The sequence below is a fragment of the Leclercia sp. 119287 genome, from assembly GCF_009734485.1.
In the GTDB taxonomy this organism is placed as follows: domain Bacteria; phylum Pseudomonadota; class Gammaproteobacteria; order Enterobacterales; family Enterobacteriaceae; genus Enterobacter; species Enterobacter adecarboxylatus_C.
In genome coordinates this window covers 4,356,501-4,383,251 of sequence record NZ_CP046445.1, presented here as the reverse complement: position 1 = coordinate 4,383,251, position 26,751 = coordinate 4,356,501, and the positions used below count along the sequence as shown (strand labels likewise).

The 26,751-nt window shown below is 56.8% G+C and carries 24 protein-coding genes; 11 read left to right on the top strand and 13 right to left on the bottom strand.

What is annotated here, in order from left to right; translation table 11 throughout:
- Positions 1-60: 60 nt before the first annotated feature.
- From GNG27_RS21015 to GNG27_RS20960, 12 genes are all read right to left on the bottom strand, one after another.
- Entirely contained in the window at positions 61-225 is a 165-nt protein-coding gene (locus tag GNG27_RS21015) for a DUF2556 family protein (RefSeq protein ID WP_142487305.1), read from the bottom strand.
- Positions 226-426: 201 nt separating this feature from the next.
- Positions 427-723 (bottom strand): DNA-binding transcriptional regulator Fis, encoded by a 297-nt coding sequence (gene fis, locus GNG27_RS21010; protein WP_000462905.1) that lies wholly within the window; start codon positions 721-723, stop codon positions 427-429.
- A gap of 23 nt (positions 724-746) precedes the next feature.
- Entirely contained in the window at positions 747-1,712 is a 966-nt protein-coding gene (gene dusB / locus GNG27_RS21005) for a tRNA dihydrouridine synthase DusB (protein ID WP_156264749.1), read from the bottom strand.
- Between the two features lie 377 nt (positions 1,713-2,089).
- Positions 2,090-2,971, bottom strand: a complete 882-nt coding sequence (gene prmA / locus GNG27_RS21000) for a 50S ribosomal protein L11 methyltransferase (protein ID WP_156264748.1) — start codon at positions 2,969-2,971, stop codon at positions 2,090-2,092.
- 11 nt (positions 2,972-2,982) lie between these two features.
- Complete coding sequence (panF, locus tag GNG27_RS20995) at positions 2,983-4,434, bottom strand: sodium/pantothenate symporter (protein ID WP_156264747.1); 1,452 nt, start codon at positions 4,432-4,434, stop codon at positions 2,983-2,985.
- Positions 4,424-4,669, bottom strand: coding sequence for a YhdT family protein (locus GNG27_RS20990; protein WP_156264746.1), 246 nt, complete (start codon positions 4,667-4,669; stop codon positions 4,424-4,426). The genes panF and GNG27_RS20990 overlap by 11 nt, the downstream gene beginning before the upstream one ends.
- A 108-nt stretch (positions 4,670-4,777) precedes the next feature.
- The gene (gene accC / locus GNG27_RS20985) at positions 4,778-6,127 is read right to left on the bottom strand and encodes an acetyl-CoA carboxylase biotin carboxylase subunit (protein ID WP_142487300.1); all 1,350 of its coding nucleotides are present in this window, start codon (positions 6,125-6,127) and stop codon (positions 4,778-4,780) included.
- A 10-nt stretch (positions 6,128-6,137) separates the two neighbouring features.
- Positions 6,138-6,608, bottom strand: a complete 471-nt coding sequence (accB, locus tag GNG27_RS20980) for an acetyl-CoA carboxylase biotin carboxyl carrier protein (protein WP_142487299.1) — start codon at positions 6,606-6,608, stop codon at positions 6,138-6,140.
- 22 nt (positions 6,609-6,630) lie between these two features.
- Positions 6,631-7,083, bottom strand: a complete 453-nt coding sequence (aroQ, locus tag GNG27_RS20975) for a type II 3-dehydroquinate dehydratase (RefSeq protein WP_142487298.1) — start codon at positions 7,081-7,083, stop codon at positions 6,631-6,633.
- Positions 7,084-7,316: 233 nt separating this feature from the next.
- A complete protein-coding gene (gene msrQ / locus GNG27_RS20970) occupies positions 7,317-7,916 on the bottom strand; it encodes a protein-methionine-sulfoxide reductase heme-binding subunit MsrQ (protein ID WP_156264745.1) in 600 nt (199 codons plus the stop codon).
- Positions 7,917-8,918: a protein-methionine-sulfoxide reductase catalytic subunit MsrP gene (gene msrP, locus GNG27_RS20965; RefSeq protein ID WP_156264744.1), complete on the bottom strand. Its 1,002-nt coding sequence runs from the start codon at positions 8,916-8,918 to the stop codon at positions 7,917-7,919.
- A gap of 77 nt (positions 8,919-8,995) precedes the next feature.
- The gene (locus GNG27_RS20960) at positions 8,996-9,970 is read right to left on the bottom strand and encodes an MDR family oxidoreductase (protein WP_156264743.1); all 975 of its coding nucleotides are present in this window, start codon (positions 9,968-9,970) and stop codon (positions 8,996-8,998) included.
- Between the two features lie 184 nt (positions 9,971-10,154).
- On the opposite strand from GNG27_RS20960, the gene csrD reads away from it, so the two are divergent.
- The 8 genes from csrD to tldD all read left to right on the top strand — a co-directional run bounded on the left by csrD (position 10,155) and on the right by tldD (position 22,421).
- Positions 10,155-12,095, top strand: a complete 1,941-nt coding sequence (gene csrD, locus GNG27_RS20955) for an RNase E specificity factor CsrD (protein ID WP_156264742.1) — start codon at positions 10,155-10,157, stop codon at positions 12,093-12,095.
- A gap of 279 nt (positions 12,096-12,374) precedes the next feature.
- Complete coding sequence (gene mreB / locus GNG27_RS20950) at positions 12,375-13,418, top strand: rod shape-determining protein MreB (RefSeq protein ID WP_000913396.1); 1,044 nt, start codon at positions 12,375-12,377, stop codon at positions 13,416-13,418.
- Between the two features lie 62 nt (positions 13,419-13,480).
- Entirely contained in the window at positions 13,481-14,497 is a 1,017-nt protein-coding gene (mreC, locus tag GNG27_RS20945; protein WP_142487293.1) for a rod shape-determining protein MreC, read from the top strand.
- On the top strand, positions 14,497-14,985 hold the full coding sequence (gene mreD, locus GNG27_RS20940; protein ID WP_032614566.1) for a rod shape-determining protein MreD: 489 nt from the start codon (positions 14,497-14,499) through the stop codon (positions 14,983-14,985). Before mreC ends, mreD begins: the two co-directional genes overlap by 1 nt.
- A 9-nt stretch (positions 14,986-14,994) precedes the next feature.
- Positions 14,995-15,588, top strand: a complete 594-nt coding sequence (locus GNG27_RS20935; protein ID WP_142487292.1) for a nucleoside triphosphate pyrophosphatase — start codon at positions 14,995-14,997, stop codon at positions 15,586-15,588.
- A complete protein-coding gene (gene rng / locus GNG27_RS20930) occupies positions 15,578-17,047 on the top strand; it encodes a ribonuclease G (RefSeq protein WP_156264741.1) in 1,470 nt (489 codons plus the stop codon). The genes GNG27_RS20935 and rng overlap by 11 nt, the downstream gene beginning before the upstream one ends.
- Before the next feature lie 44 nt (positions 17,048-17,091).
- Positions 17,092-20,889, top strand: a complete 3,798-nt coding sequence (yhdP, locus tag GNG27_RS20925; RefSeq protein WP_156264740.1) for an AsmA2 domain-containing protein YhdP — start codon at positions 17,092-17,094, stop codon at positions 20,887-20,889.
- Positions 20,890-20,975: 86 nt separating this feature from the next.
- Entirely contained in the window at positions 20,976-22,421 is a 1,446-nt protein-coding gene (gene tldD, locus GNG27_RS20920; RefSeq protein ID WP_142487289.1) for a metalloprotease TldD, read from the top strand.
- A gap of 37 nt (positions 22,422-22,458) precedes the next feature.
- Here the strand turns inward: tldD and aaeR are convergent, their stop codons facing one another.
- Positions 22,459-23,382 (bottom strand): HTH-type transcriptional activator AaeR, encoded by a 924-nt coding sequence (gene aaeR, locus GNG27_RS20915; protein WP_142487288.1) that lies wholly within the window; start codon positions 23,380-23,382, stop codon positions 22,459-22,461.
- Between the two features lie 177 nt (positions 23,383-23,559).
- Here aaeR and aaeX point away from each other — a divergent pair, with 177 nt between their 5' ends.
- Genes aaeX through aaeB form a run of 3 tightly spaced genes read left to right on the top strand, consistent with a single transcriptional unit; the run spans position 23,560 to position 26,676 of the window.
- Positions 23,560-23,763 (top strand): p-hydroxybenzoic acid efflux pump operon protein AaeX, encoded by a 204-nt coding sequence (gene aaeX, locus GNG27_RS20910; RefSeq protein WP_032614553.1) that lies wholly within the window; start codon positions 23,560-23,562, stop codon positions 23,761-23,763.
- 7 nt (positions 23,764-23,770) lie between these two features.
- Positions 23,771-24,703 (top strand): p-hydroxybenzoic acid efflux pump subunit AaeA, encoded by a 933-nt coding sequence (gene aaeA, locus GNG27_RS20905; RefSeq protein WP_156264739.1) that lies wholly within the window; start codon positions 23,771-23,773, stop codon positions 24,701-24,703.
- 5 nt (positions 24,704-24,708) lie between these two features.
- Complete coding sequence (aaeB, locus tag GNG27_RS20900) at positions 24,709-26,676, top strand: p-hydroxybenzoic acid efflux pump subunit AaeB (protein ID WP_142487286.1); 1,968 nt, start codon at positions 24,709-24,711, stop codon at positions 26,674-26,676.
- The last annotated feature ends 75 nt before the right edge of the window (positions 26,677-26,751 follow it).

Below are 26,751 nucleotides of genomic sequence, written 5' to 3'. Positions count from 1 at the left end.
TCCAACAGGGATGCCTCAAAGGCTTTTAAGCCCGCACATTTTTCGAGGGAAACCAGGGGATTAATCCAGATCCGAGCAATTGATGAGCTTGAGTGGGTTCACCGAATCCATGTTGCGGCATTTGTCCGTTTCCGTAGACATCAACTCAATCCACTGCATTATCAGTGCATCAAAAAGGAAAACGCTAATCGCGAAGACGACTAACCACCCATACTTACGGATCATTCGGAGTTTCCGACAACAAAGGAAAAAGAGTGCAGGAAATATACACGAAAAATAGCGGCTGAGAAGTGGGCAGACGGATGTTTACGTTTCGGCTGTTAGCAGCGTGATGAGGGGAGCAAAACGGGGAGAGGCAGGGCATAAAAAAAGGCGCTTCCCCATGCCGGTTCGCGCCTTTTTATACAAGCATTTAGCTAATCGAAATTAGTTCATGCCGTACTTTTTCAGTTTCTTACGCAGCGTACCACGGTTGATGCCCATCATCAGGGCAGCACGGGTCTGGTTACCGCGGGTGTATTGCATCACCATGTCCAACAGGGGCTGTTCAACTTCAGCCAGTACCAGCTCATACAGGTCGTTAACGTCCTGACCATTCAGTTGAGCAAAATAGTTCTTCAGTGCCTGTTTAACCGAGTCACGCAGGGGCTTTTGAGTTACTTGATCCTGAGAGTTAACGGTGGAAACGGTCAGTACGTCAGAATTTACGCGTTGTTCGAACATAGTTCTGTCAGCTCTTTATTTCATTACGCAAGATTTTCGAAGTATGCCTCCAACGCCTCCAGCTGATCGCTGGCATCCTCTATGGCGTTGAATGTGCGCCGAAACTGGTCATTTGGAGCGTGCTCCTGGAGATACCAGGAGACGTGTTTACGCGCAATTCGGTACCCTTTTGTCTGACCATAAAAGTCATGCAATTCCCGAACGTGCGAACAAAGCAAGCGCTTAACCTCTGCCAGCGGCAGCGGGGCAAGCAGCTCCCCAGTGTCCAGATAATGCTGGATTTCCCGAAAGATCCAGGGTCTTCCCTGAGCCGCACGTCCTATCATCAGAGCATCAGCTCCCGTATAGTCGAGCACAGCTCTGGCTTTAAGCGGGTCAGTAATGTCGCCATTCGCGATAACCGGAATGGAAACTTTCTGCTTAACTGCCCGAATGCTGTCGTATTCAGCTTCGCCGTTGAACAAACAGGCGCGGGTGCGTCCATGTATGGTCAGGGCCTGAATGCCACAATCTTCGGCCAGTTGGGCAATCTCTACACAGTTACGGTGATCCGGCGACCAACCCGTGCGAATCTTCAACGTAACAGGAACGTCCACTGCGCTGACAACCGCCGTCAGGATGGACTTCACCTGGTCGGGGTATTGCAGAAGGGCTGAACCTGCAAGCTTGCGATTCACCTTTTTGGCCGGGCACCCCATATTGATATCAATAATCTGGGCACCACTTTCCACGTTAATACGCGCGGCGTCTGCCATCTCTTCAGGCACGCTCCCGGCAATTTGCACGGTGCGGATACCTGGTTCGTCAATGTGCACCATCCGAAGACGGGATTTATCGCTTTCCCAAACCTGCGGGTTAGACGACATCATCTCAGAAACGGTTAATCCTGCTCCCATCTCATAGCACAGCGTCCTGAAGGGCCGGTCGGTAATACCTGCCATAGGTGCTGCGATCAGGCGATTTCTGAGCTGGTGGTTTCCGATACGCATGAGTTAAGAAATGACCATACTGTGACTGCAAGGCGGCGTATCTTACGCATTTTTTGCACGAGATGAAAGGCCAAACTTTGAACAATCACCTGTTGCAGATCATGGAATCAGGCACAAAGCATAAGCCATAAAATTATATTCCATACAAATCATTCACTTAAATGCGTGTGGCGATTTTATGGTCGCTTACAATTTCCCAAAACTTCTCGTTTTTTCTTAAAGAATGAAACCTTAAGCGGAATAATCTGCTGTTTTAAGCAGCAGATTTCCGCGGTTCTTTGCGATCTGCGTCGCATTTTAGAACATGATCGTGATAGCTGGATTGCCTGTTCCTTAACCAAAAGGGGAGTTTAAAAAACAGGCAAACGAATAACCGCTTACTTTTTACGACCGGTAATGCGGCACCACTCTTCTTTTTCAACCACCGGGTCGAGTGCGAAGAGATCGGTGTAGGCTTCGCATACGCTTTCAGCCTGGCTGGCAAGAATACCGGACAGGCCCAGCAGACCGCCCTCAACGGGCAGGACGCTGATTAACGGTGCCAGCTCGCGTAGTGGGCCAGCCAGGATGTTGGCGACCACCACGTCGGCTTTCATCACCGCTGGCTGGTCATTCGGCAGGTAGAGCTCAAGACGGTCGGAGACGCCGTTGCGCTGCGCGTTATCGCGGCTGGCCTGAATCGCCTGCGGATCGATGTCGATCCCGATCGCTTTTGCGGCACCCAGCTTCAGGGCGGCGATAGCGAGGATCCCGGATCCGCAGCCAAAGTCGATCACCGTTTTACCGTCCAGATCCAGACCATCCAGCCACTGCAGGCACAGGGAGGTGGTCGGGTGGGTGCCGGTGCCGAACGCCAGGCCCGGATCGAGCATCACGTTTACCGCATTTTCGTCCGGCACGTCGCGCCAGCTCGGGCAGATCCACAGACGCTTGCCGAACTGCATCGGGTGGAAGTTATCCATCCACTCGCGTTCCCAGTCCTTGTCTTCCAGCTGTTCAATCTTGTGCGCAAAACCAGCGCCCAGCAGCGGGTGATTTTCCAGAATCGCGACCACTTCGGCCATATCAGTTTCGGCATCAAACAGGCCGATGACGTCGGTATCGCCCCACAGGCGGGTTTCACCCGGCAGCGGTTCAAACACCGGAGTGTCATGCGTGTCCTGGAAGGTGACAGAGACCGCACCGGTCTCTACCAGCGCATCACTCATCTCTTCGGCGTTAGCACCGGTTGTATTCAGTTTTAGTTGGATCCACGGCATGGCAAAACTCTTTATTTATCAGTAGAAATCACGGCTGCCTGCGGCAGGGATTGGCCGAAACGGTTCCCTACTACAAACGCCAGCAAACTTAGCAGTAGCGAGGGCACAATCGGATGGAAGCCCAGATACTGAATTTTAAAGGAGGCGAGCACGGCATAGAGCACGCCACCGACGATCATTGCGCTCAGGGCACCGGCCGCGTTGGCGCGCTCCCAGTAGAGGCCCAGCACCAGCGGCCAGAGGAACACCGCTTCCAGACCCCCAAATGCCAGCAGGTTCAGCCAGATAATCATCTCAGGCGGCTTCCACGCGGCCAGCAGCAGCAACGCCCCCAGCACCAGGGTGATCACCGCAGACATCCTCTTCAGGCGACGCTCATTAGTCATCTGTTCCGGGCGCATGTTCAGGTAGAGATCTTTAATGATCGTAGCGGAACTTTGCAGCAGCTGGGCGTTAATTGTCGACATGATCGCCGCCATGGGAGCAGCAAGGAAGATCCCGGCAGCAAACGGAGGCAGTACTTTTACCATTAATGTTGGGATCACCAGGTCCGGCACGGTTAAGTCCGGGATCACCGCCCGGCCCAGTGCCCCGGCCAGGTGCATACCGAGCATCAGGATCGCCACCACGATGGTGCCGATGATAATCCCCCGGTGTACTGCCTTGCTGTCTTTATAAGAGATGCAGCGCACGGCCGTATGCGGCAGACCAATCACCCCGAAGCAGACCAGCACCCAGAAGGAGGTCATAAAGGTAGGGGAGAGGATGTCATCCGCGCCCTGCGGCGACACCAGCTTCGGATCGATGGTCTGCAGCGTTTCCACCGCATGGGTTAAACCCCCCGCTGCATGCACCACGCCTACCAGCAGCACAATGGTGCCAATCAGCATCACCATGCCCTGCATGGTGTCGTTGAGCACGCTGGCGCGGAAACCGCCAAACGCTGTGTAAAGCGCGATACTGATACCAAAAATCAGCAGCCCCGTTTCGTAAGGGATCCCGGCGGCAGTTTCTAGCAGGCGCGCGCCGCCGATAAACTGCACGGTCATGGCGCCGATAAAGGCCACCAGCAGGCTCAGGCTGGCCAGCCAGACCAGCAGGCGGCTCTGATAGCGGGCAAACAGCATGTCGTTGAGGGTCACCGCATTATAGCGGCGCGCCAGAATCGCGAATTTTTTCCCCAGAATACCCAGCGAGAGCCAGACGGCAGGCAGCTGGATCATCGCCAGCAGCACCCAGCCCAGCCCGTACTTATAGGCTGCACCCGGGCCGCCAATAAAGGAGCTGGCGCTGATATAGGTGGCGGTAAGGGTCATCGCCAGCACAATACCGCCCATCGAGCGGCTACCGAGGAAATACTCGTTCAGGAAGGTGCCCGCCGTTCTTTTACGCATGGCGTAAACGGAAAGACCAAAAACAACAAACAGATACGCGACGAGCGGCAGGATTACTTCAAGCTGCATTATCGTCATCCTCCAGCGGAATATCGCGATAGATGAACTTCACCATCGCCCAACAGAGCAGAATAAACACCAGCGGGATCAGCAGGCAGGCCATCTCAAACCAGTGCGGCAGACCGGTGATGCCGATCTCTGAGTCAGGTATGTAAGCAGTTACTAACCACGCGGCGAGATAGAGAAGGGTTAACCACAGCGCCCAACGCGCTTCTTTGTGGGCCTGAACAAAACGTTTGTCCATTTTTTGTCCCTTGTGGATGAAGAAAGCGGGGATTGTACATGATGGGGCGTTCCAGGCCCCAAAAATAAAAAAGGCCGGATTATCCGGCCTTTTAGTAAAGATGCTGTATTACTTCTCGTTCAGACCGAGTTTCTTCTCCAGATAGTGGATGTTGGTGCCACCATGCTGGAAGTTCTCGTCGCTCATAATACGCATCTGCAGATCAACGTTGGTTTTGATACCGTCGATGATCAGCTCCTGCAGGGCGTTCTTCATGCGGGCAATCGCCACGTCACGGGATTCGCCGTAGCAGATCAGCTTGCCGATCATTGAGTCATAATACGGCGGTACGGTGTAACCGGCGTAAATATGGGACTCCCAGCGCACACCAAAGCCACCCGGCGCGTGGAAACGCGTGATTTTACCCGGGCTCGGCAGGAAGGTGTTCGGATCTTCGGCGTTGATACGGCATTCCACCGCATGGCCTTTAACCTGAACTTCTTCCTGCTTGATGGAGAGCGGTTGACCCGCCGCGATACGCAGCTGCTCTTTGATCAGGTCAACGCCGGTGATCATTTCGGTAACCGGGTGTTCAACCTGAATACGGGTGTTCATCTCGATGAAGTAGAACTCGCCGTTTTCGAACAGGAACTCGAAGGTACCTGCCCCGCGATAGCCGATATCCACGCACGCTTTGGAGCAACGCTCGCCGATGTAGCGACGCAGTTCCGGGGTGATGCCCGGCGCTGGTGCTTCTTCGACCACTTTCTGGTGACGACGCTGCATGGAGCAGTCACGTTCCGCCAGATAGATCGCGTTACCCTGACCGTCTGCCAGCACCTGAATTTCGATGTGGCGTGGGTTTTCCAGGTATTTTTCCATGTACACCATGTCATTGCTGAAAGCTGCTTTCGCTTCCGCTTTGGTCATGGAGATGGACTGAGCCAGTTCAGCATCGCTGCGCACAACGCGCATACCGCGACCGCCGCCGCCGCCAGACGCCTTGATGATAACCGGGTAGCCAATGCGTTTCGCATGAGCACGGTTAGCATCCATGTCGTCGGTCAGAGGACCGTCGGAGCCCGGTACGGTTGGAACACCGGCTTTTTTCATCGCGGTGATCGCAGACACTTTGTCGCCCATCAGGCGGATGGTGTCGGCTTTCGGGCCGATGAAGATAAAGCCAGAGCGTTCTACCTGTTCAGCAAAGTTGGCGTTCTCAGAGAGGAAGCCATAACCCGGGTGAATCGCTACCGCGCCAGTGATCTCAGCGGCGCTGATGATAGCCGGGATGTTCAGATAGCTTTTTACGGACGGAGCCGGGCCGATACAGACCGTCTCATCCGCCAGTAATACGTGTTTCAGATCGCGGTCCGCGCTTGAGTGCACAGCGACGGTCTTGATGCCCAGCTCTTTACAGGCACGAAGAATACGCAGTGCGATCTCGCCGCGGTTGGCGATAACAATTTTATCCAGCATGTTCGCCTCGTTACTCGATGACGACCAGCGGCTCGTCAAATTCAACCGGCTGACCACTTTCGACCAGAATCGCTTTCACAGTACCTGACTTGTCAGCTTCGATCTGGTTCATCATTTTCATGGCTTCAACGATGCACAGGGTATCGCCCGCGTTAACTTTCTGGCCCACTTCGATGAACGCTTTAGCGTCCGGGCTCGGGGTGCGGTAGAAAGTACCAACCATTGGGGAACGTACGATGTGACCACTGATTTCCGCTGCTGCTGGCGCTTCCATTGCTGGAGTAGCCGCCGGAGCGACAGCGTTAGACAGAGCTGGCTGCTGCATCATTGGTGCAGCATAAGCTTGTTGCATAACCGGGAAGCCTGCGTTTGGCGCGGCACGGCTGATGCGTACAGACTCTTCGCCTTCAGAAATTTCCAGTTCGGAGATGCCTGATTCTTCAACCAGCTCGATCAGTTTTTTAATCTTACGAATATCCATGAGTGGGTTCCGTACTCTTTGTTTAGTGTGATTGTGACAGGCGTTTTACCGCTGTCTGTAAAGCGAATGAATAACCGTCAGCCCCCAGTCCACAGATGACGCCAGAGGCGATATCCGACAGGTAGGAGTGGTGGCGGAACGGCTCCCGCGCATGCACGTTGCTGAGGTGGATCTCAATAAATGGGATGCTCACTGCCAGCAGCGCGTCGCGAATAGCAACACTGGTGTGCGTAAACGCGGCCGGATTAATCAGGATATAGTCCGTTGTGTCTTTAGCCTGATGAATGCGGTCGATGAGTGCGTACTCCGCGTTTGACTGAAAATGGTCAAGTTCCACATTGAGCGTCGCCGCTTCGCTACCCAGACGGTTAACAATATCGGTTAACGTCAGCGTGCCATACTTCTCGGGTTCACGGGTGCCGAGCATATTCAGGTTCGGTCCGTTTAAAACTAAGATGTGAAACTTGTCAGCCATTGTGCCGCTATCTCCTGCGATTCTCCGGTAAAAAACAAAATATACCTTCGATGCGCGATTGTCACCCTTTCCGGGTCTGAAAAACCCGTCGGGGAAACCAAAGTCGCACATTATAACGATTTCGTAGCATTTGGCAGCTAAATACTGGTCTTATCAGGGAAGATTATCAACAGCATTCGGATAAACACCCGGGAAGGATAAACGATCTGCGGGAATCAGCACATTTTCGCCCGTTATCGCCACCACTGGCGAAACTTCTTATAACGCCATGCCAGAAGCACACCTGCCAGCACAGCGTAGATGATCGGCTGCGGCGAGAGGATTTTCACTGACCAAAGGTAGTGGATGGGGGCAAGGATCGCGACAAGATAGACAAAATTATGCAGAAGTTGCCAGCGCCTTCCCAGTTTTCGCTGGGCGTACTGGGTAGAGGTGAGGGTCAATGCCAGTAAAATTATCCAGCTGATAATCCCCAGGGTTAAGTAAGGACGAGTCACCAGTTCGCGTCCCAGCAGAGCCAGATTGTTAATCCCCAGCTCCAGAAACGCATAGCTGGTGAGGTGCAGCGTCGCCCAGGCGAAACACCATAGCCCAAGCAGGCGGCGGGTGCGGATCAGTAAGGGCTGTTTCGCGTAGCGCGCCAGAGGGGAGACCAGCAGGGTCGCCAGTAAAAATTTCAGCGCGGTGCGGCCGGTAAAATGTTGAATATCTTTTGCCGGATCGGCACTCAGGCCGCCGTGATTGATGGCCCAGAATAGCCATATAAAAGGAAGCAGCCCCGCAAGATGCAGGGCGACCTTCAGCCAGGTAATCTGTTTTGCCGTCAGACGCACTTAGAAAAACTCCCGTAAGTCGAGACCGCGGTAGAGCGATGCTACCTGGTCGGCATAGCCGTTAAACAGCAGGGTGGGCTGACGTTTGACATCCAGCGCGCCGCCCGAGCCAATAAACCGCTCGGTGGCCTGCGACCAGCGCGGGTGATCCACGTGCGGGTTCACGTTAGCGTAGAAGCCGTACTCATTCGGGGCCGCGAGGTTCCAGGTGGTAGGTGGGCGCTCGCGGGCCAGCTTGATACTGACGATCGATTTGATGCCCTTAAAGCCATATTTCCACGGCACGGTCAGGCGGATGGGGGCGCCGTTTTGCGGCGGCAGGGCTTTACCGTACACGCCAACGGTGAGCAACGTGAGAGGGTGCATAGCTTCGTCAATGCGTAATCCCTCCACGTACGGATAATCGAGTCCGCCGCCAATGAACCGGTCTTTCTGACCGGGCATGATCTCCGGTGCGTAAAGGGTCTGAAAGGCGACGTACTTCGCGTTGCTGGTGGGCTCTACCATCGCCAGCAGTTTATGCAGCGGAAAACCAATCCACGGCACCACCATCGACCAGGCCTCGACGCAGCGCATGCGGTAGATACGCTCTTCCAGCGGGAAGCGGGTGGTCAAATCGTTATAATCAAGGGTCAGGGGTTTTGCCACTTCCCCGTCGATTTTCAGCGTCCAGGGATCGGTCTTCAGGCTGCCGGCGTTGGCCGCCGGATCGGCTTTATCCAGGCCGAACTCATAGAAGTTGTTATAGCCTGTCACTTTCTCTTCAGGGGTTTTGGCGAGGTTGCTTTGCCACTGGGCGGGCTGGGTAAAGGTCAGGGGCTTCCCGGAGGGCGCTTTCGGACGATCGTTGCCCTTAAACCAGTCCAGCAGGTCGGCCTGGGCGAGAGGCGAGAGCGTCAGCGCACCGGCACCGATCCCCAGCATCTTCAGGATCTGGCGGCGCTTGAGCATAAAAACGGATTCCGCGGTGATATCGGCTTCCGTCAGGGGTTTCACTTTCATGGCATCCTCCGTCATGCGTTTTTCTAAGCATGACGGAGGAGCAGGGTTAAAGCGAATATGTCACGAAAATTTGAAGATTAACCCAGCTTCACCAGCGTACGGCCCTGGATCTGGTTACTGATGATCTTCGCGGCATACTCCGGGGCCTGCTCAAGGCTAATCTGGGTGGCGCTTTGCGTATAGAAGGAGGCTGGCAGATCGCGAACCAGTCGCTCCCATGCCCGGGCGCGACGCTCTGGCGGGGTCATCACCGAATCGACGCCCTGCAGGCGGACGTTGCGCAGAATAAACGGCATCACCGTGGTCGGCAGGGCAAAACCGCCCGCCAGGCCGCACGCCGCCACGCAACCGCCGTAGTTCATCTGCGCCAGCACTTTCGCCAGCACTTTATCCCCGACGGTATCGACGGCACCGGCCCAGATCTGTTTCTCCAGCGGGCGGGTCTCAGCGAACTCGTCGCGGCCCAGAATGCGGCTGGCACCCAGGGAACGCAGATAGTCATGGGTGCTTTCACGGCCGGAAACCGCCGCCACCTGATAGCCCAGCTTGTGCAGCAGGGCAACCGCGGTACTGCCGACGCCGCCGCTGGCACCTGTTACCACTACTTCACCGGACTGCGGGGTGACCCCGGCCTCTTCCAGCGCCATCACGCACAGCATGGCGGTAAACCCGGCGGTGCCGATGATCATCGCCTTGCGGCCATCGAGCCCGTTCGGCATTGGCACCAGCCAGTCGCCGTTGACGCGTGCCTGCGCGGCCAGCCCGCCCCAGTGATTTTCGCCCACGCCCCAGCCGGTCAGCAGCACCTGCTGGCCGACATGGAAACGCGGGTCTTCGCTGGCGTGCACACGGCCCGCAAAGTCGATACCTGGAACCATTGGGAAATTACGAATAATCTTGCCGGTGCCCGTAATGGCGAGCGCGTCTTTGTAATTCAGACTGGACCAGTCGATATCAACGGTCACGGCCCCTTCCGGCAGGCGGCTCTCTTCGATAGATTGCACTGATGCAAGAGTTTTGCCTTCCTGCTGTTCTAAGATCAAAGCCTGCATACGAATTCCTTACTCAGCATGATGATTGGAAAAAATTTTTTGAAGACTATACTCGCTCATTGACATGCAATGCCGATTTAACGCAATAAATTGCCAGATACACCGGATTTGGTAGTATGCCGATGCCGTATTGCGAGTTAGTGCTCACTTGCTATCCTCATCAACTCACGGAGTAATCTCAAGGATGCGATTATCGACGAAGTTCTCCGCTTTTATCGCCTTGCTAACCGGGTTGACCATCTTTGTCACCCTGATCGGCTGCTCGCTCAGTTTTTATAATGCGATCCAGGGAAAGCTGGTGAACCGCGTCCAGTCCGTGGCGTCGGTGGTTGACTCCCGCCTTGTCAGCACGCCCTTTCCAGAACTTTCCCGTCAGCTGGACGAGCTGATGGCTCCGGTTGATATCACGCGTGTGGAGATTAAGCAGGGCGGAAAAACCATTTTCAGCCACAGCGGGCAAAAGGGTTATCGGCCGGCCGGTGCGCCCCCCCAGATTTTCGAGCTAACCGTCCCCTCCCTGAAAAACCCCGGTATGACCATAAGCCTGGCCTATCTGGACCCGATGAACAGTTATTTTCGTTCATTGATGACCACTGCGCCGCTGACGGTGGCGGTGATCTTCGTGGTGGTGCTGATCTTCCTGGCGGTGCGCTGGCTGCGTCGCCAGCTCTCGGGGCAGGAGCTGCTGGAGTCGCGTTCGGTGCGGATCCTTAACGGAGAACGTGGGGCCCAGGTGCGCGGGTCCGTCTATGAATGGCCGTCACGCACCAGCAGTGCGCTGGATGTTCTGCTGTCCGAAATTCAGTTTGCCAGCGACCAGCGCAGCCGAATGGATACGCTGATCCGCTCCTATGCCGCCCAGGACAACAAAACCGGCCTCAACAATCGTCTTTTCTTTGATAATCAGCTGGCTACCCTGCTGGAAGATCCTGAGAAAGTGGGCTCGCACGGGGTGGTGATGCTTGTCCGCCTGCCGGACTTTGACCTGCTGAAAGACAACTGGGGGCGGGCGGTGGCGGAAGAGCATCTGTTTATGCTCATCAATATGCTTTCCACCTTTATGATGCGCTATCCCGGCGCGCTGCTGGCACGCTATCACCGCAGTGATTACGCCGTGTTGCTGCCGCATCGCACCCTGAAAGAGTCAGAGAGCATTGCCAGCCTGCTGTTAAAGTCGGTGGATGCGCTGCCGCCCAGCAAAATGCTGGATCGTGATGACATGGTGCATATCGGCATTTGTGCCTGGCGCGGCGGTCAGACCACCGAGCAGGTGATGGAGCACGCGGAAGCCGCTACCCGCAATGCCGTATTGCAGGGGGCCAACGGCTGGGCGGTTTATGATGACTCCCTGCCGGAGAAAGGGCGCGGCAACGTGCGCTGGCGGACCTTGATTGAACAGATGCTCACCCGCGGCGGGCCGCGGATTTACCAAAAGCCGGCGGTACTGGCCAACGGCCAGGTCCATCACCGGGAGCTGCTCTGCCGCATCTTTGACGGCAACGAAGAGGTGGTGTCGGCGGAGTATCTGCCGATGGTATTGCAGTTTGGTCTGTCCGAAGAGTATGACCGCCAGCAAATTTCGCGATTGATGCCATTCTTATCCTTCTGGCCGGAAGAACATCTGGCGCTGCAGGTGACGGTAGAGTCGTTGATCCGCCCGCGATTCCAGCGCTGGCTGCGCGATGTGCTGATGCAATGTGAAAAATCGCAGCGTAGACGGATTATTTTTGAACTTGCAGAGGCGGATGTTTGTCAACACATCAGTCGGTTACAGCCGGTCGTTCGGCTGATCAATGCGTTGGGGGCTCGTGTGGCGGTGACGCAGGCGGGTCTGACACTGGTCAGCACCAGCTGGATTAAGGCGCTGGAGGTAGAGCTGCTGAAGCTGCATCCGGGGCTGGTAAGGAATATCGAAAAACGTACGGAAAACCAGCTGCTGGTACAGAGCCTGGTTGAAGCCTGTAAGGGAACGCAAACGCATGTATTTGCCACAGGTGTACGGTCACGAACGGAATGGCATACGTTGACAGAGCGCGGAGTTACAGGGGGTCAAGGAGATTTTTTTGCGGCCTCTCAGCCTCTTGACAGCAATGTGAAAAAATATTCGCAAAGATACTCTGTTTAACCTGCCGTTTAGTGAGTTTTCACGTAGAATATCGCGCCTGTAGCGTGATGTATGACGAGCAAAATGACAGTGAGCGACCTTTAACGGGTTACAAATGAACGTGAGGAACGCTGTTTTTTCTCAGCCCTGAGGGAGTCAGGCGACGATTTGTAACAAAGGAAACGTGCTGCACAAATTTTCACCGTAGCAGGCGATTTTTGCGCCTTGTCGCTGCTGCGTGTGGTTGGTAAAGTAAGCGGATTTTGTTTTCCGCCCCAGCTTTCAGGATTATCCCTTAGTATGTTGAAAAAATTTCGTGGCATGTTTTCCAATGACCTGTCCATTGACCTGGGTACCGCGAATACCCTCATTTATGTAAAAGGACAAGGCATCGTACTGAATGAGCCTTCAGTTGTGGCCATTCGTCAGGATCGTGCTGGTTCACCGAAAAGCGTAGCGGCCGTCGGCCATGACGCTAAGCAGATGCTTGGTCGTACGCCGGGTAATATCGCTGCCATTCGTCCGATGAAAGACGGCGTTATCGCTGACTTCTTCGTGACCGAGAAAATGCTTCAGCACTTTATCAAACAGGTGCACAGCAACAGCTTTATGCGTCCAAGCCCGCGTGTTCTGGTGTGTGTGCCGGTTGGCGCTACCCAGGTAGAACGTCGTGCTATTCGTGAATCCGCTCAGGGCGCTGGTGCGCGTGAAGTCTTCCTGATTGAAGAGCCAATGGCTGCCGCTATCGGTGCTGGCCTGCCGGTTTCCGAAGCGACCGGCTCCATGGTGGTGGATATCGGTGGCGGTACCACTGAAGTGGCCGTTATCTCCCTGAATGGTGTGGTTTACTCCTCTTCCGTACGTATCGGTGGTGACCGCTTCGATGAAGCCATCATCAACTACGTTCGCCGTAACTACGGCTCTCTGATCGGTGAAGCCACCGCAGAGCGTATTAAGCACGAAATCGGTTCTGCTTACCCGGGTGACGAAGTGCGCGAGATCGAAGTGCGCGGTCGTAACCTGGCCGAAGGCGTTCCACGTGGCTTTACCCTGAACTCCAACGAAATCCTCGAAGCGCTGCAAGAGCCGTTGACCGGCATCGTCAGCGCCGTCATGGTTGCCCTCGAGCAGTGCCCGCCGGAACTGGCTTCCGATATCTCTGAGCGCGGTATGGTTCTGACCGGTGGTGGTGCGCTGCTGCGTAACCTCGACCGCCTGTTGATGGAAGAGACAGGAATTCCTGTCGTAGTTGCAGAAGATCCACTGACTTGCGTAGCCCGTGGCGGCGGCAAGGCGCTGGAAATGATCGACATGCACGGCGGCGACTTGTTCAGCGAAGAGTAGTCAGGTGTGAAAGGGTAGCGGATGGCTACCCTTTCTCTCTGACGCGAGAGTACGCATAGCCTATGAAGCCAATTTTTAGCCGTGGCCCGTCGCTACAGTTTCGCCTGATCCTTGGGGTGTTGGTAGCGCTTGGTGTCATTATTGCCGATAGCCGCCTCGGTACGTTCAGCCAGATCAGAACGTACATGGATACCGCCGTCAGTCCTTTCTACTTTGTATCAAATGGTCCCCGTGAATTACTCGACAGCGTCTCGCAAACCCTGTCCTCACGCGATCAACTCGAACTTGAAAACCGCGCGTTACGTCAGGAACTGCTGCTGAAAAACAGCGAGATACTGATGCTGGGCCAGTACAAGCAGGAGAATGCTCGTCTGCGTGAGCTGCTGGGTTCCCCGCTGCGTCAGGATGAGCAGAAGATGGTGACCCAGGTGATCTCCACCGTTAACGATCCGTACAGCGATCAGGTGGTGATAGACAAGGGCAGCGTCAATGGTGTGTACGAAGGCCAGCCGGTGATCAGCGATAAAGGCGTCGTCGGCCAGGTGGTTGCGGTCGCGAAGCTGACCAGCCGCGTGCTGCTGATTTGTGATGCCACCCATGCGCTGCCGATCCAGGTACTGCGTAACGATATTCGCGTGATTGCGGCCGGTAACGGCTGTACGGACGATCTGCAGCTGGAACATCTGCCGGCGAATACCGATATTCGCGTGGGCGATGTGCTGGTGACATCGGGTCTGGGCGGTCGCTTCCCGGAAGGTTATCCGGTTGGGGTGGTCTCCTCCGTGAAGCTGGATACCCAGCGCGCCTACACCGTGATTCAGGCTCGTCCAACGGCGGGTCTGCAGCGCCTGCGCTATCTGCTGCTGCTGTGGGGTGCCGATCGTAACGGCACTAACCCGATGACACCGGAAGATGTGCATCGCGTGGCGAATGAACGTCTGATGCAGATGATGCCGCAGGTTCTGCCTGCACCAAACTCGATGGGGCCGCCTGCGCCAGTTCCTGCGCCGGCAACCGGGCTGACCCAGCCGCCGCCTGATGCGCCACCGCCACCGCAACTCTCCCCGGGAGGGCAATAGTGGCAAGCTACCGTAGCCAGGGACGCTGGGTTATCTGGCTCTCGTTTTTGATCGCGCTGTTGCTGCAAGTGATGCCCTGGCCGGACGACATTCTCGTTTTCCGGCCAAACTGGGTGCTGCTTATTCTGCTCTACTGGATCCTCGCCCTGCCGCACCGCGTAAATGTGGGCACAGGTTTTGTGATGGGTGCCATACTGGATCTGATTAGTGGCTCAACGCTTGGCGTTCGCGCTCTGTCCATGAGTATCATCGCATACCTGGTCGCTCTGAAATTCCAGCTCTTTCGTAATCTGGCGCTCTGGCAACAGGCGCTGGTGGTGATGTTGTTATCCATGGCCGCGGATATCATTGTTTTCTGGGCAGAGTTTTTAGTGATCAACGTCTCTTTCCGTCCGGAAGTGTTCTGGAGTAGTGTAGTAAACGGTGTGCTCTGGCCATGGTTGTTCCTGCTGATGCGTAAGGTTCGCCAGCAATTTGCCGTGCAATAAAAGGTTTCTATGACGTCTTTGTATCTCGCTTCCGGCTCCCCGCGCCGTCAGGAACTCCTGACGCAGTTAGGGGTATCTTTTGAACGCATCGTCACCGGCATTGAAGAGCAACGTGCCGAGGGTGAAAGCGCACAACAGTATGTTTCCCGTCTGGCACGGGAGAAAGCGCAGGCAGGCGTGGCGCAGGCGCCGCGTGATTTACCGGTGCTGGGCGCAGATACCATCGTGATCCTTAACGGTGAAGTCCTCGAGAAACCGCACGACGATGAGCATGCGTTTACGATGCTGCGCAAATTGTCCGGCCATACGCATCAGGTGATGACCGCCGTCGCGCTGGCAGACCGCCAGCACGTGCTCGACTGTCTGGTGGTCACCGATGTCACGTTCAGAGTACTCACAGAAGAGGATATCGCCGGTTATATCGCCAGCGGTGAACCAATGGATAAAGCAGGTGCATACGGTATTCAAGGGTTGGGTGGCTGTTTTGTCAGGAAGATCAATGGCAGCTATCACGCCGTAGTCGGCTTACCGCTGGTGGAAACGTATGAGTTGCTAAGCAATTTTAACTCACTGCGTGAGGGAAGGGATAATTATGACGGCTGAATTGTTGGTAAACGTAACGCCCTCGGAAACCCGTGTGGCCTATATCGATGGCGGAATTCTTCAGGAAATTCATATCGAGCGTGAAGCGCGGCGCGGAATAGTAGGCAATATCTACAAAGGTCGTGTCAGTCGTGTCCTGCCGGGTATGCAGGCGGCATTTGTAGATATTGGCCTGGATAAAGCGGCATTTCTGCATGCCTCCGATATCATGCCGCACACCGAATGCGTGGCGGGTGAAGAGCAAAAGCAGTTTACCGTCCGTGATATCTCCGAGCTGGTGCGTCAGGGCCAGGATCTGATAGTGCAGGTGGTAAAAGATCCGCTGGGCACCAAAGGCGCGCGTCTGACCACCGACATCACCTTACCTTCCCGTTATCTGGTCTTTATGCCTGGCGCCTCTCACGTTGGCGTTTCCCAGCGTATAGAGAGCGAAAGCGAGCGCGACCGGCTGAAAAAAGTGGTTGGCGCCTACTGTGATGAGCAGGGCGGGTTTATCATTCGCACCGCCGCAGAGGGGATCAGCGAAGAAGACCTCGCCTCTGATGCCGCCTACCTGAAACGCGTCTGGACCAAGGTGATGGAGCGTAAAAAACGCAACCAGACGCGCTATCAGCTGTACGGTGAGCTGGCGCTGGCCCAGCGCGTACTGCGCGACTTCGCCGATGCCCAGCTGGATCGCATCCGCGTCGATTCCCGTCTGACCTATGATGCGCTGCTCGAATTTACCGCCGAGTACATTCCGGAAATGCCGGGTCTGCTGGAGCACTACACCGGACGCCAGCCGATCTTCGATCTCTACGATGTCGAGAACGAAATCCAGCGCGCGCTGGAACGTAAAGTCGAACTCAAGTCCGGTGGCTATCTGATTATCGACCAGACCGAAGCGATGACCACCGTGGATATCAATACCGGGGCGTTTGTCGGTCACCGCAATCTGGACGACACCATTTTCAATACCAATATTGAAGCGACGCAGGCCATTGCGCGTCAGCTTCGTCTGCGCAATCTGGGTGGTATTATCATCATCGACTTTATCGATATGAGTAACGAAGACCACCGCCGCCGCGTGCTGCACTCCCTGGAGCAGGCGCTGAGTAAAGATCGCGTGAAAACCAGCATCAACGGCTTCTCCCAGCTTGGGCTGGTTGAGATGACCCGCAAGCGCACCCGTGAGAGCGTGGAGCATGTGCTGTGCAACGAGTGCCCGACCTGTCATGGCCGCGGCACGGTGAAGACGGTGGAAACGGTCTGCTATGAGATCATGCGGGAGATTGTTCGTGTGCATCACGCCTACGACTCCGACCGCTTCCTGGTCTATGCTTCTCCTTCGGTGGCGGAAGCCCTGAAAGGGGAAGAGTCCCACGCGCTGGCAGAAGTGGAAATCTTCGTCGGCAAACAGGTAAAAGTGCAGATAGAGCCGCTCTATAACCCGGAGCAGTTTGACGTGGTGATGATGTAATCCGCAGGTACTGCGAGACAAGAACGGCTGACAAGGAGAGACGCGTGAGGCGACTGCCGGGGATTTTACTGCTTACAGGGGCAACGCTGATCGTGATTGTCGCGCTGCTCGTAAGCGGGCTGCGCCTCATATTGCCGCATCTGGACGCCTGGCGCCCGCAGGTGCTGGAGAAGATTGAATCCGCGACCGGCATGCCCGTCGCGGCCAGCCAGCTCAACGCGAGCTGGCAGAATTTCGGCCCGACTCTTGAAGTGCGCGACATCAACGCGCAGCTGAAAGACGGCGGCCATCTGAAAATCAAACGCGTGACCCTGGCGCTGGACGTGTGGCAAAGCCTGCTGCACCTGCGCTGGCAGTTTCGCGATCTTACCTTTTATCAGCTGCAGTTTCTGACCAACACCCCGCTGCGCAGTGACGACCAGGGCGAAGGCTTCGAGGCCAACCGCGTCAGCGATCTGTTCCTGCGCCAGTTCGATCATTTCGATCTGCGCGACAGTGAAATCAGCTTTATTACTCTCTCAGGACAGCGTGCCGAACTGGCGATCCCTCAGCTTACCTGGCTCAACGGCAAAGAGCGGCACCGTGCGGAAGGCCAGGTCAGTCTCTCCAGCCTGAACGGACAGCATGGCGTGATGCAGGTGCGGATGGATCTGCGTGATGACAAGGGGCTGCTGAATAACGGCAAAGTATGGATGCAGGCCGATGACGTGGACGTCAAACCCTGGTTGGGTGAGTGGGTGCAGCAGAATATGCAGCTGGAAACCGCGCGCTTCAGCATTGAAGGATGGATGACCCTCACCGATGGCCAGTTTGCCAGCGGCGATATCTGGCTGAAGCAGGGGGGCGCCAGCTGGCCGGGGAAGGCGCGCCAGCATCAGCTTTCGGTTGATAATCTGACCGCGCACGTCACCCGTGAGAAAGAGGGCTGGCAGTTCGCCATTCCGGATACCCGCATTACCATGGACGACAAGGCGTGGCCGCGCGGGGCGCTGGCCCTGGCCTGGATCCCCGGGCAGGACGTGGGCGGTGCTAATAACACACGCAGCGACGAGCTGCGCATTCGTGCCAGCAATCTGGAGCTGTCAGGCCTTGAGGGGCTGAGAACCATTGCAGCGAAGCTCTCCCCGTCGCTGGGCGACGTCTGGCAGGCCACCCAGCCGGTGGGCGCGATCAACGCTCTGGCGCTGGATATTCCACTGCAGGAGACGGAAAAAACGCGCTTCAACATCGCCTGGACCGATCTCGCCTGGAAGCAGTGGGAGCTGCTGCCGGGTGCCGAGCATTTCAGCGGCACATTGCAGGGCAGCGTGGAAAATGGCCGCCTGGTGGCCCATATGCGCGATGCGAAAATGCCTTACGAAACCGTCTTCCGCGCCCCGCTGGAGGTGGAGAAAGGCACCGCTACCCTCCACTGGTTGAAGAACGAGAAGGGTTTCCAGCTCGACGGACGTGACATCGACGTGAAAGCCAAAGCGGTGCATGCCCGGGGTGATTTCCGCTATCTGCAGCCGGCTGGCGATGAGCCCTGGCTGGGGATCCTGGCGGGCATCAGCACCGACGATGGATCACAGGCCTGGCGCTATTTTCCTGAAAACCTGATGGGCAAAGCGCTGGTGGACTACCTGAGCGGCGCCATTCAGGGCGGGCAGGCGGATAACGCCACCCTGGTGTATGGCGGTAACCCGCACCTGTTCCCCTACAAGCACAACGAAGGCCAGTTCCAGGTTCTGGTGCCGTTACGCAACGCCACCTACGCCTTCCAGCCTGAGTGGCCGGCGCTGAAAAACCTCGATATTGAGCTTAACTTCATCAACGACGGGTTGTGGATGAAGACCGACGGCGTGGCGCTGGGCGGGGTAAAAGCCAGTAACCTGACCGCAGTGATCCCGGACTATTCGAAAGAAAAGCTGCTGATTGACGCTGATATCAACGGGCCCGGAAAAGCCGTTGGGCCGTACTTTGACGAGACGCCGCTGGATGATTCCCTGGGCGCCACCCTTCAGCAGCTCCAGCTGGATGGTGATGTGAATGCTCGCTTACATCTGGATATCCCGTTCGACGGCACCATGACCACCGCCAAAGGCGACGTCAGGCTGAAGAATAACAGCCTGTTCATCAAGCCGCTGAACAGCACGATTAACAATCTGAGCGGCCAGTTCAGCTTCGTGAATGGCGATCTCAAAAGCGGGCCGCTGACCGCAAGCTGGTTTAGTCAGCCGGTGAATATCGACTTCTCCACCACCGAAGGCGCGAAAGCCTATCAGGTGGCCGTGAATCTCGATGCCAGCTGGCAGCCTTCGCGGATGGATGTGCTGCCAAAAGTCATCAGCCAGTCGCTGGAAGGCCGCCTGCCGTGGAACGGCAAAGTCGCGATTGAGCTGCCTTATCGTGGCGATGCCCAGTATAAAGTGGATATCAGCGGCGATCTGAAGAACGTCAGCAGCGACCTGCCGTCGCCGCTGGAGAAAAGCGCGGGTGAGCCGCTGCCGGTGAAACTGAACGTCGACGGGGATCTCAACAGCTTTACCCTGACGGGCAATGCCGGTGGTAAGAATCACTTTAACAGCCGCTGGTTGCTGAACCGCAAGCTGACGCTGGATCGCGCCATCTGGACCAGCGACAGCCGCACGCTGCCGCCGCTGCCGGAACAGGCGGGTGTCGAACTCAACCTGCCGCCGATGGATGGCGCCGAGTGGTTAGCCCTGTTCCAGAGCGGCGTCGGGCAAAACGTCGATGAGTCGGCACAGTTCCCGCAACATATCACGGTACGCACTCCGGCCCTGACGCTGGGTGGACAGCAGTGGAATAACCTGAGCATCGTCTCGCAGCCGACCCTGAACGGCTCAAAAGTCGAGGCGCAGGGGCGGGAGATCAACGCCACCCTGCTGATGCGCGACACCGCGCCATGGCAGGCGGCGATCCGCTATCTCTATTACAATCCGGCGAGCGTCACTGCCGGGAAAGGCAATACAGTTTCGCCGTTAGCCAGTACCTCGCGGGTTAATTTCAGCAGCTGGCCTGATTTACAGCTGCGCTGCGCCGAGTGCTGGCTGTGGGGGCAAAAGTACGGTCGTATCGATGGTGATTTCACCATTAAGGGCAACACCCTTACCCTGGCGGGCGGACTGATTGATACCGGCTTTGGTCGCCTGACCGCCAACGGCGAGTGGGTGAACGGTGCCGGGGAGCAGCGCACCTCGCTGAAAGGGCAAATCAAAGGCAACAAGCTGGATGCGGCATCAAATTATTTCGGTATCACCACGCCGATTCGCGGTTCGTCGTTTGATCTCGACTACGATCTGCACTGGCGCGACCAGCCGTGGAAGCCTGACGAAGCCACGCTGAACGGCATTCTGAAGACCCGGTTAGGCAAAGGTGAAATAGCGGATCTGAGCACCGGCCATGCGGGGCAGCTGCTGCGTCTGCTCAGCTTCGACGCTCTGCTGCGCAAGCTGCGCTTTGACTTCAGCGATACTTTTAATGAAGGATTCTACTTTGACTCCATCCGCAGCACCGCGTGGATCAAGGATGGGGTCCTGCACACGGATGATACGCTGGTCGACGGGCTGGAGGCGGATATTGCCATGAAAGGCTCCGTCAATCTGGTGCGTCGCGAACTGGATATGGAAGCGGTAGTGGCACCGGAAATTTCCGCCACCGTCGGCGTGGCGGCAGCCTTTGCCGTTAACCCGATTGTCGGCGCGGCGGTGTTTGCCGCCAGTAAAGTGCTGGGGCCGCTGTGGAGCAAGGTCTCTATTCTGCGCTACCACATCACCGGCCCGGTCGATAAACCGCAGATTAATGAAGTGCTGCGTCAGCCACGCAAAGATGCACAGCAATGATTTGACGCGGGCAATTAATTGCCTCACTCTCAATAGATAAGATCTTAGATACGTCCTGTGGACGGCAACGAACGAGTAGCAAAACGATGAGTCTGAACCTGGTAAGTGAACATCTGCTGGCAGCGAACGGCCTGAGCCATCAGGACCTGTTTTCCATTCTTGGTCAACTGACCGAACGCCGTCTCGACTACGGCGATCTCTACTTTCAGTCGAGCTATCACGAATCCTGGGTTTTAGAAGACAGCATCATCAAAGATGGCTCTTATAACATCGACCAGGGCGTTGGTGTCCGCGCCGTTAGCGGTGAGAAAACCGGTTTTGCCTATGCGGACCAGATTAGCCTGACTGCTCTGCAGCAGAGCGCGCAGGCAGCACGTACCATCGTGCGCGACAGCGGTGATGGTCGGGTGAAAACCCTGGGCGAAGTGCAGCACTCTGCGCTCTACACCAGCGTCGATCCGCTGCAAAGCATGAGCCGCGAAGAGAAGCTGGATATTCTGCGTCGGGTAGACAAAGTCGCCCGTGCGGAAGATAAGCGCGTGCAGGAAGTCTCTGCCAGCCTGAGTGGCGTATATGAGTTGATTCTGGTGGCGGCAACCGACGGCACCCTGGCCGCCGACGTGCGTCCGCTGGTCCGTCTCTCCGTCAGCGTGCTGGTGGAAGAGGACGGCAAACGCGAGCGTGGCTCCAGCGGCGGCGGCGGTCGTTTCGGTTACGAGTGGTTCCTGAACCCGGTTGAGGGCGAAGTGCGCGCCGACGCCTGGGCGAAAGAGGCGGTGCGAATGGCGCTGGTCAATCTCTCTGCCGTCGCGGCACCTGCGGGTACTCTGCCGGTGGTTCTGGGCGCAGGCTGGCCTGGCGTGCTGCTGCACGAAGCGGTGGGTCACGGGCTGGAAGGCGACTTCAACCGTCGCGGCACCTCGGTCTTCAGCGGCCATATGGGCGAGCTGGTGGCCTCTGAGCTTTGCACCGTGGTGGATGATGGCACCATGACCGATCGTCGTGGCTCGATCTCCATCGATGATGAAGGAACGCCGGGTCAGTACAACGTTCTGATCGAGAACGGTATCCTGAAGGGCTACATGCAGGACAAACTGAATGCGCGTCTGATGGGTGTGGCGCCAACCGGTAACGGCCGTCGCGAATCTTACGCGCACCTGCCGATGCCGCGTATGACCAACACCTATATGCTGGCGGGTAAATCCACGCCGCAGGAGATCATTGAGTCGGTTGAATATGGCATCTACGCGCCAAACTTCGGTGGCGGCCAGGTGGATATCACCTCCGGTAAATTTGTCTTCTCAACCTCAGAAGCCTATCTGATTGAGAAGGGCAAAGTGACCAAAGCGGTGAAAGGGGCGACCCTGATTGGCTCCGGCATCGAAGCGATGCAGCAGATCTCGATGGTCGGTAACGATCTGAAGCTGGATAACGGCGTCGGCGTCTGCGGTAAAGAGGGCCAGAGCCTGCCGGTGGGCGTCGGTCAGCCGACCCTGAAGGTGGATAACCTCACCGTCGGCGGTACCGCATAATTCCCCTTCCGAAATACCCTCTCCCTGTGGGAGAGGGTTATTCCTTCCTTCCCCGCATCTCCTGAAACAGCGCCGCCACCTGCACGAAATAATCCGTCAGATAGTTAATGCACACCTGCACCTTCAGCGGCAGTTTGTCCTTTTCGGTATAGACCGCATAAACCGGGCGCGGGTCCGACTGATAGCGTGGGAAGAGGATCTCCAGCTCGCCGCTGTTGATCTCGTTGATCACCCACATCAGCGGGACGTAAGCGATCCCGGCCCCGGCCACCAGCCAGCGGGAGATCGTCATCGGATCGTTGGTAACAAAGCGCCCCTGCGGCAGCAGTTTTGTCGAGAGCCCTTCCGGCGCGACCAGCTCAAATTCATTATCCGGGCGCACGCTATACTCCAGCCAGGCGTGATTACTGAGATCCGCAGGCTTCTCCGGGCTCCCCGCTCTGGCGAGATACTTTTTCGCCGCGCATACCACCATCGGCATACTGCCCAGGCGGCGGGAAAAGAGGCTGGAGTCCTGCAACGCCCCGACCCGGATCACCACATCCAGCCCGTCGGCAATCAGATCCGGGGCGGGAATGCCGGTGACCAGATTGACCGTCAGCCCCGGGTACTCCTGCAACATGTCGGCGGTCATTCCGGCCAGCACATTTTGTGCCATAGTTGAAGAGCACCCGATACGCAGCGTACCGATGGGAGTGTTGTTGAAGGCGTAAAGTTGCTCATGCACCGACTGGGCCTCATACAACATCCGCCGACAGCCCTGATAATAGATTTTGCCGGCTTCGGTCAGACCAAGGCTGCGGGTGCTGCGGTTGAGGAGCTTCACCTGGAGGTCATCTTCCAGTTTGGCGACGGTCTGACTGATTGACGAGACGCTCATTTGTAGTTGCCTGGCCGCGGCTGTGAAGGAGCCCAGCTCAACGACTTTGGCAAAAACTGACATCCGTTTTAGACGTTCCATTATTCACTCTGGCTTAAAAGTGATTTAGATCACATATGATAGATAACAGCATAACAGTTACGCTAATATATTATTAATACATTATAGCTACGCCACTCTCGCCCGGCTTTTCTTGCCCCTTCTGCGGTGCCGTATGCTGAATAATTCTTTCGCCTGCTCGCTCTAATCAAGGTCAACATGAGTCTGTTTCCCGTTATCGTGGTGTTCGGATTATCGTTCCCCCCGATATTCTTCGAACTTCTTTTATCACTGGCGATTTTTTGGCTGGTGCGAAAGGTGCTGGCTCCTACCGGGATCTATGATTTCGTCTGGCACCCTGCATTGTTCAATTCCGCGCTGTATTGCTGCCTGTTCTATCTGGTATCGCGCCTGTTTGTTTGAGGTAGATGTGAAAACGCTAACAAGAAAAATCTCCCGTACCGCCATTACCCTGGCTCTGGTTATCCTCGCGTTCATCGCTATTTTTCGCGCGTGGGTTTATTACACCGAGTCGCCCTGGACGCGCGATGCGCGCTTTAGCGCCGACATCGTCGCCATTGCTCCGGACGTGGCGGGCCTGATCACTGCCGTCAATGTGCATGACAACCAGCTGGTAAAAAAGGATCAGGTGCTGTTCACCGTCGATCAGCCTCGCTATCAGAAATCGCTGGAAGAAGCGGAGGCGGATGTCGCCTACTACCAGGCGCTGGCTGCGGAGAAACGCCGTGAGGCGGGGCGCCGTAATCAGCTGGGGGTGCAGGCAATGTCCCGCGAGGAGATCGATCAATCCAACAACGTGCTGCAAACCGTGCTGCATCAGCTGGCGAAGGCCGAAGCCACGCGCGATCTGGCGAAGCTCGATCTTGAGCGTACCGTGATCCGCGCGCCGTCCGACGGCTGGGTGACCAACCTCAATGTCTATACCGGGGAATTTATTACCCGCGGCTCCACCGCCGTGGCGCTGGTCAAACAGCACTCCTTCTATGTGCTCGCCTATATGGAAGAGACCAAGCTGGAGAACGTCCGTCCGGGCTATCGGGCGGAAATCACCCCGCTGGGCAGCAACCGTGTCCTGAAAGGGACGGTCGACAGCGTGGCGGCAGGGGTGACCAACTCCAGCGCCACCCGCGACAGCAAAGGGATGGCGACCGTCGACTCCAATCTTGAGTGGGTGCGTCTGGCGCAGCGCGTGCCGGTGCGTATTCGACTGGATGAACAGCAGGGCAACCTGTGGCCTGCGGGCACCACCGCCACGGTGGTGATCACCGGTGAGAAAGATCGGGACGCCAGCCATGACTCGCTGTTCCGCAAAATTGCCCACCGCCTGCGTGAGTTTGGTTAATCGCCATGGGCATCTTCTCCATCGCCAATCAGCACCTGCGCTTTGCGATTAAGCTGGCCTTCGCCATCGTGCTGGCGCTGTTCGTTGGCTTTCACTTTCAGCTGGAAACGCCCCGCTGGGCAGTACTGACCGCGGCGATTGTCGCCGCAGGCCCGGCCTTTGCGGCGGGCGGGGAACCTTACTCCGGCGCAATACGCTATCGCGGGATGCTGCGTATTGTCGGCACCTTTATTGGCTGTATCGCCGCGCTGACCATCGTCATTCTGATGATCCGCACCCCGCTGCTGATGCTGATGGTGTGCTGTATCTGGGCCGGTTTTTGCACCTGGATCTCCTCCCTTGTACGTGTGGAAAACTCTTACGCCTGGGGCCTTTCCGGCTATACCGCGCTGATCATTATCATCACCATTCAGACCAACCCGCTGCTGGCGCCGCAGTTTGCCGTGGAGCGCTGCAGTGAGATCGTGATGGGGATTGTCTGTGCGATCGTGGCGGATCTGCTGTTCTCCCCCCGCTCCATTAAGCAGGAGGTGGATCGCGAGCTGGATGCGCTGATCGTCGCCCAGTATCAGCTGATGCAGCTGTGCATTAAGCATGGCGACAGTGAAGAGGTCGATAACGCCTGGAGTGCGCTGGTGCGACGTACCACCGCGCTGGAAGGGATGCGCAGCAACCTCAATATGGAGTCGTCGCGCTGGTCGCGAGCCAACCGCCGCCTGAAGGCGCTCAATACCGTCTCCTTAACGCTGATCACCCAGGCCTGCGAAACCTATCTGATCCAGAATACCCGCCCCGAAGCGATCACTGATACCTTCCGGGAGCAGTTTGCCACCCCGGTTGCCACCGTGCAGGATGTGCATAAACAGCTCAAAAGGATGCGGCGAGTCATCGCCTGGACCGGCGAGCGTGATACTCCGGTCACCATCTATACCTGGGTTGGGGCGGCGACGCGCTACCTGCTCCTCAAGCGTGGCGTTATCGGCAATACCAAAATCAGCGCCACCGAAGAGGAAGTTCTGCAGGGCGAGGTAGTGGTTAAAGCCGAGTCGGCGGAACGTCACCATGCGATGGTCAACTTCTGGCGCACCACGCTCGCCTGTATGCTCGGGACGCTGTTCTGGCTATGGACCGGCTGGACCTCCGGCAGCGGTGCGATGGTGATGATCGCCGTGGTCACTTCGCTGGCGATGCGTCTTCCCAATCCGCGGATGGTGGCGCTCGATTTTCTCTACGGCACCCTGGCAGCACTGCCGCTTGGGGCCTTCTATTTCCTGGTGGTTCTGCCCTCGACCCAGCAAAGCATGCTGTTGCTCTGTATCAGTCTTGCCGTAATGGCCTTCTTTATTGGTATCGAGGTACAGAAGCGACGCCTGGGCTCGCTCGGGGCGCTGGCCAGCACCATCAATATTCTGGTGCTGGATAATCCGATGACGTTCCACTTCAGCCAGTTTCTCGACAGCGCGCTGGGGCAGATTGTCGGCTGTTTCCTCGCGATGATGGTCATTCTGCTGGTGCGTGATAACTCACAGGCCCGCACCGGACGCGTGCTGCTGAACCAGTTTGTTTCTGCCGCCGTCTCTGCGATGACCACCAACACCGCCCGGCGCAAAGAGAACCATCTGCCCGCGCTCTATCAGCAGCTGTTTTTACTGCTGACCAAATTCCCGGGCGACATCGCCAAGTTCCGTCTGGCCCTGACCCTGATCATCGCCCACCAGCGTCTGCGCAATGCGCCGGTGCCGGTTAATGACGATCTCTCGGCGTTCCACCGCCAGCTGCGGCGCACTGCCGATCATGTCATTTCGGCCACCAGTGACGATAAGCGGCGCCGCTATTTTGCTCAGCTGCTTGAGGAGCTGGACATCTACCAGGAAAAACTGCGCATCTGGGAGGCACCGCGACAGGTGACCGAACCGGTGCAGCGGCTGGTGGGGATGCTGCATCGCTACCAGAATGCACTCACCGACAGCTGATCCTCCTGAAAACCGACGCCGTAAGCGTCGGTTTTTTTGTGACTATACTTATTCGGGCAAGTACTTAAACCCGGA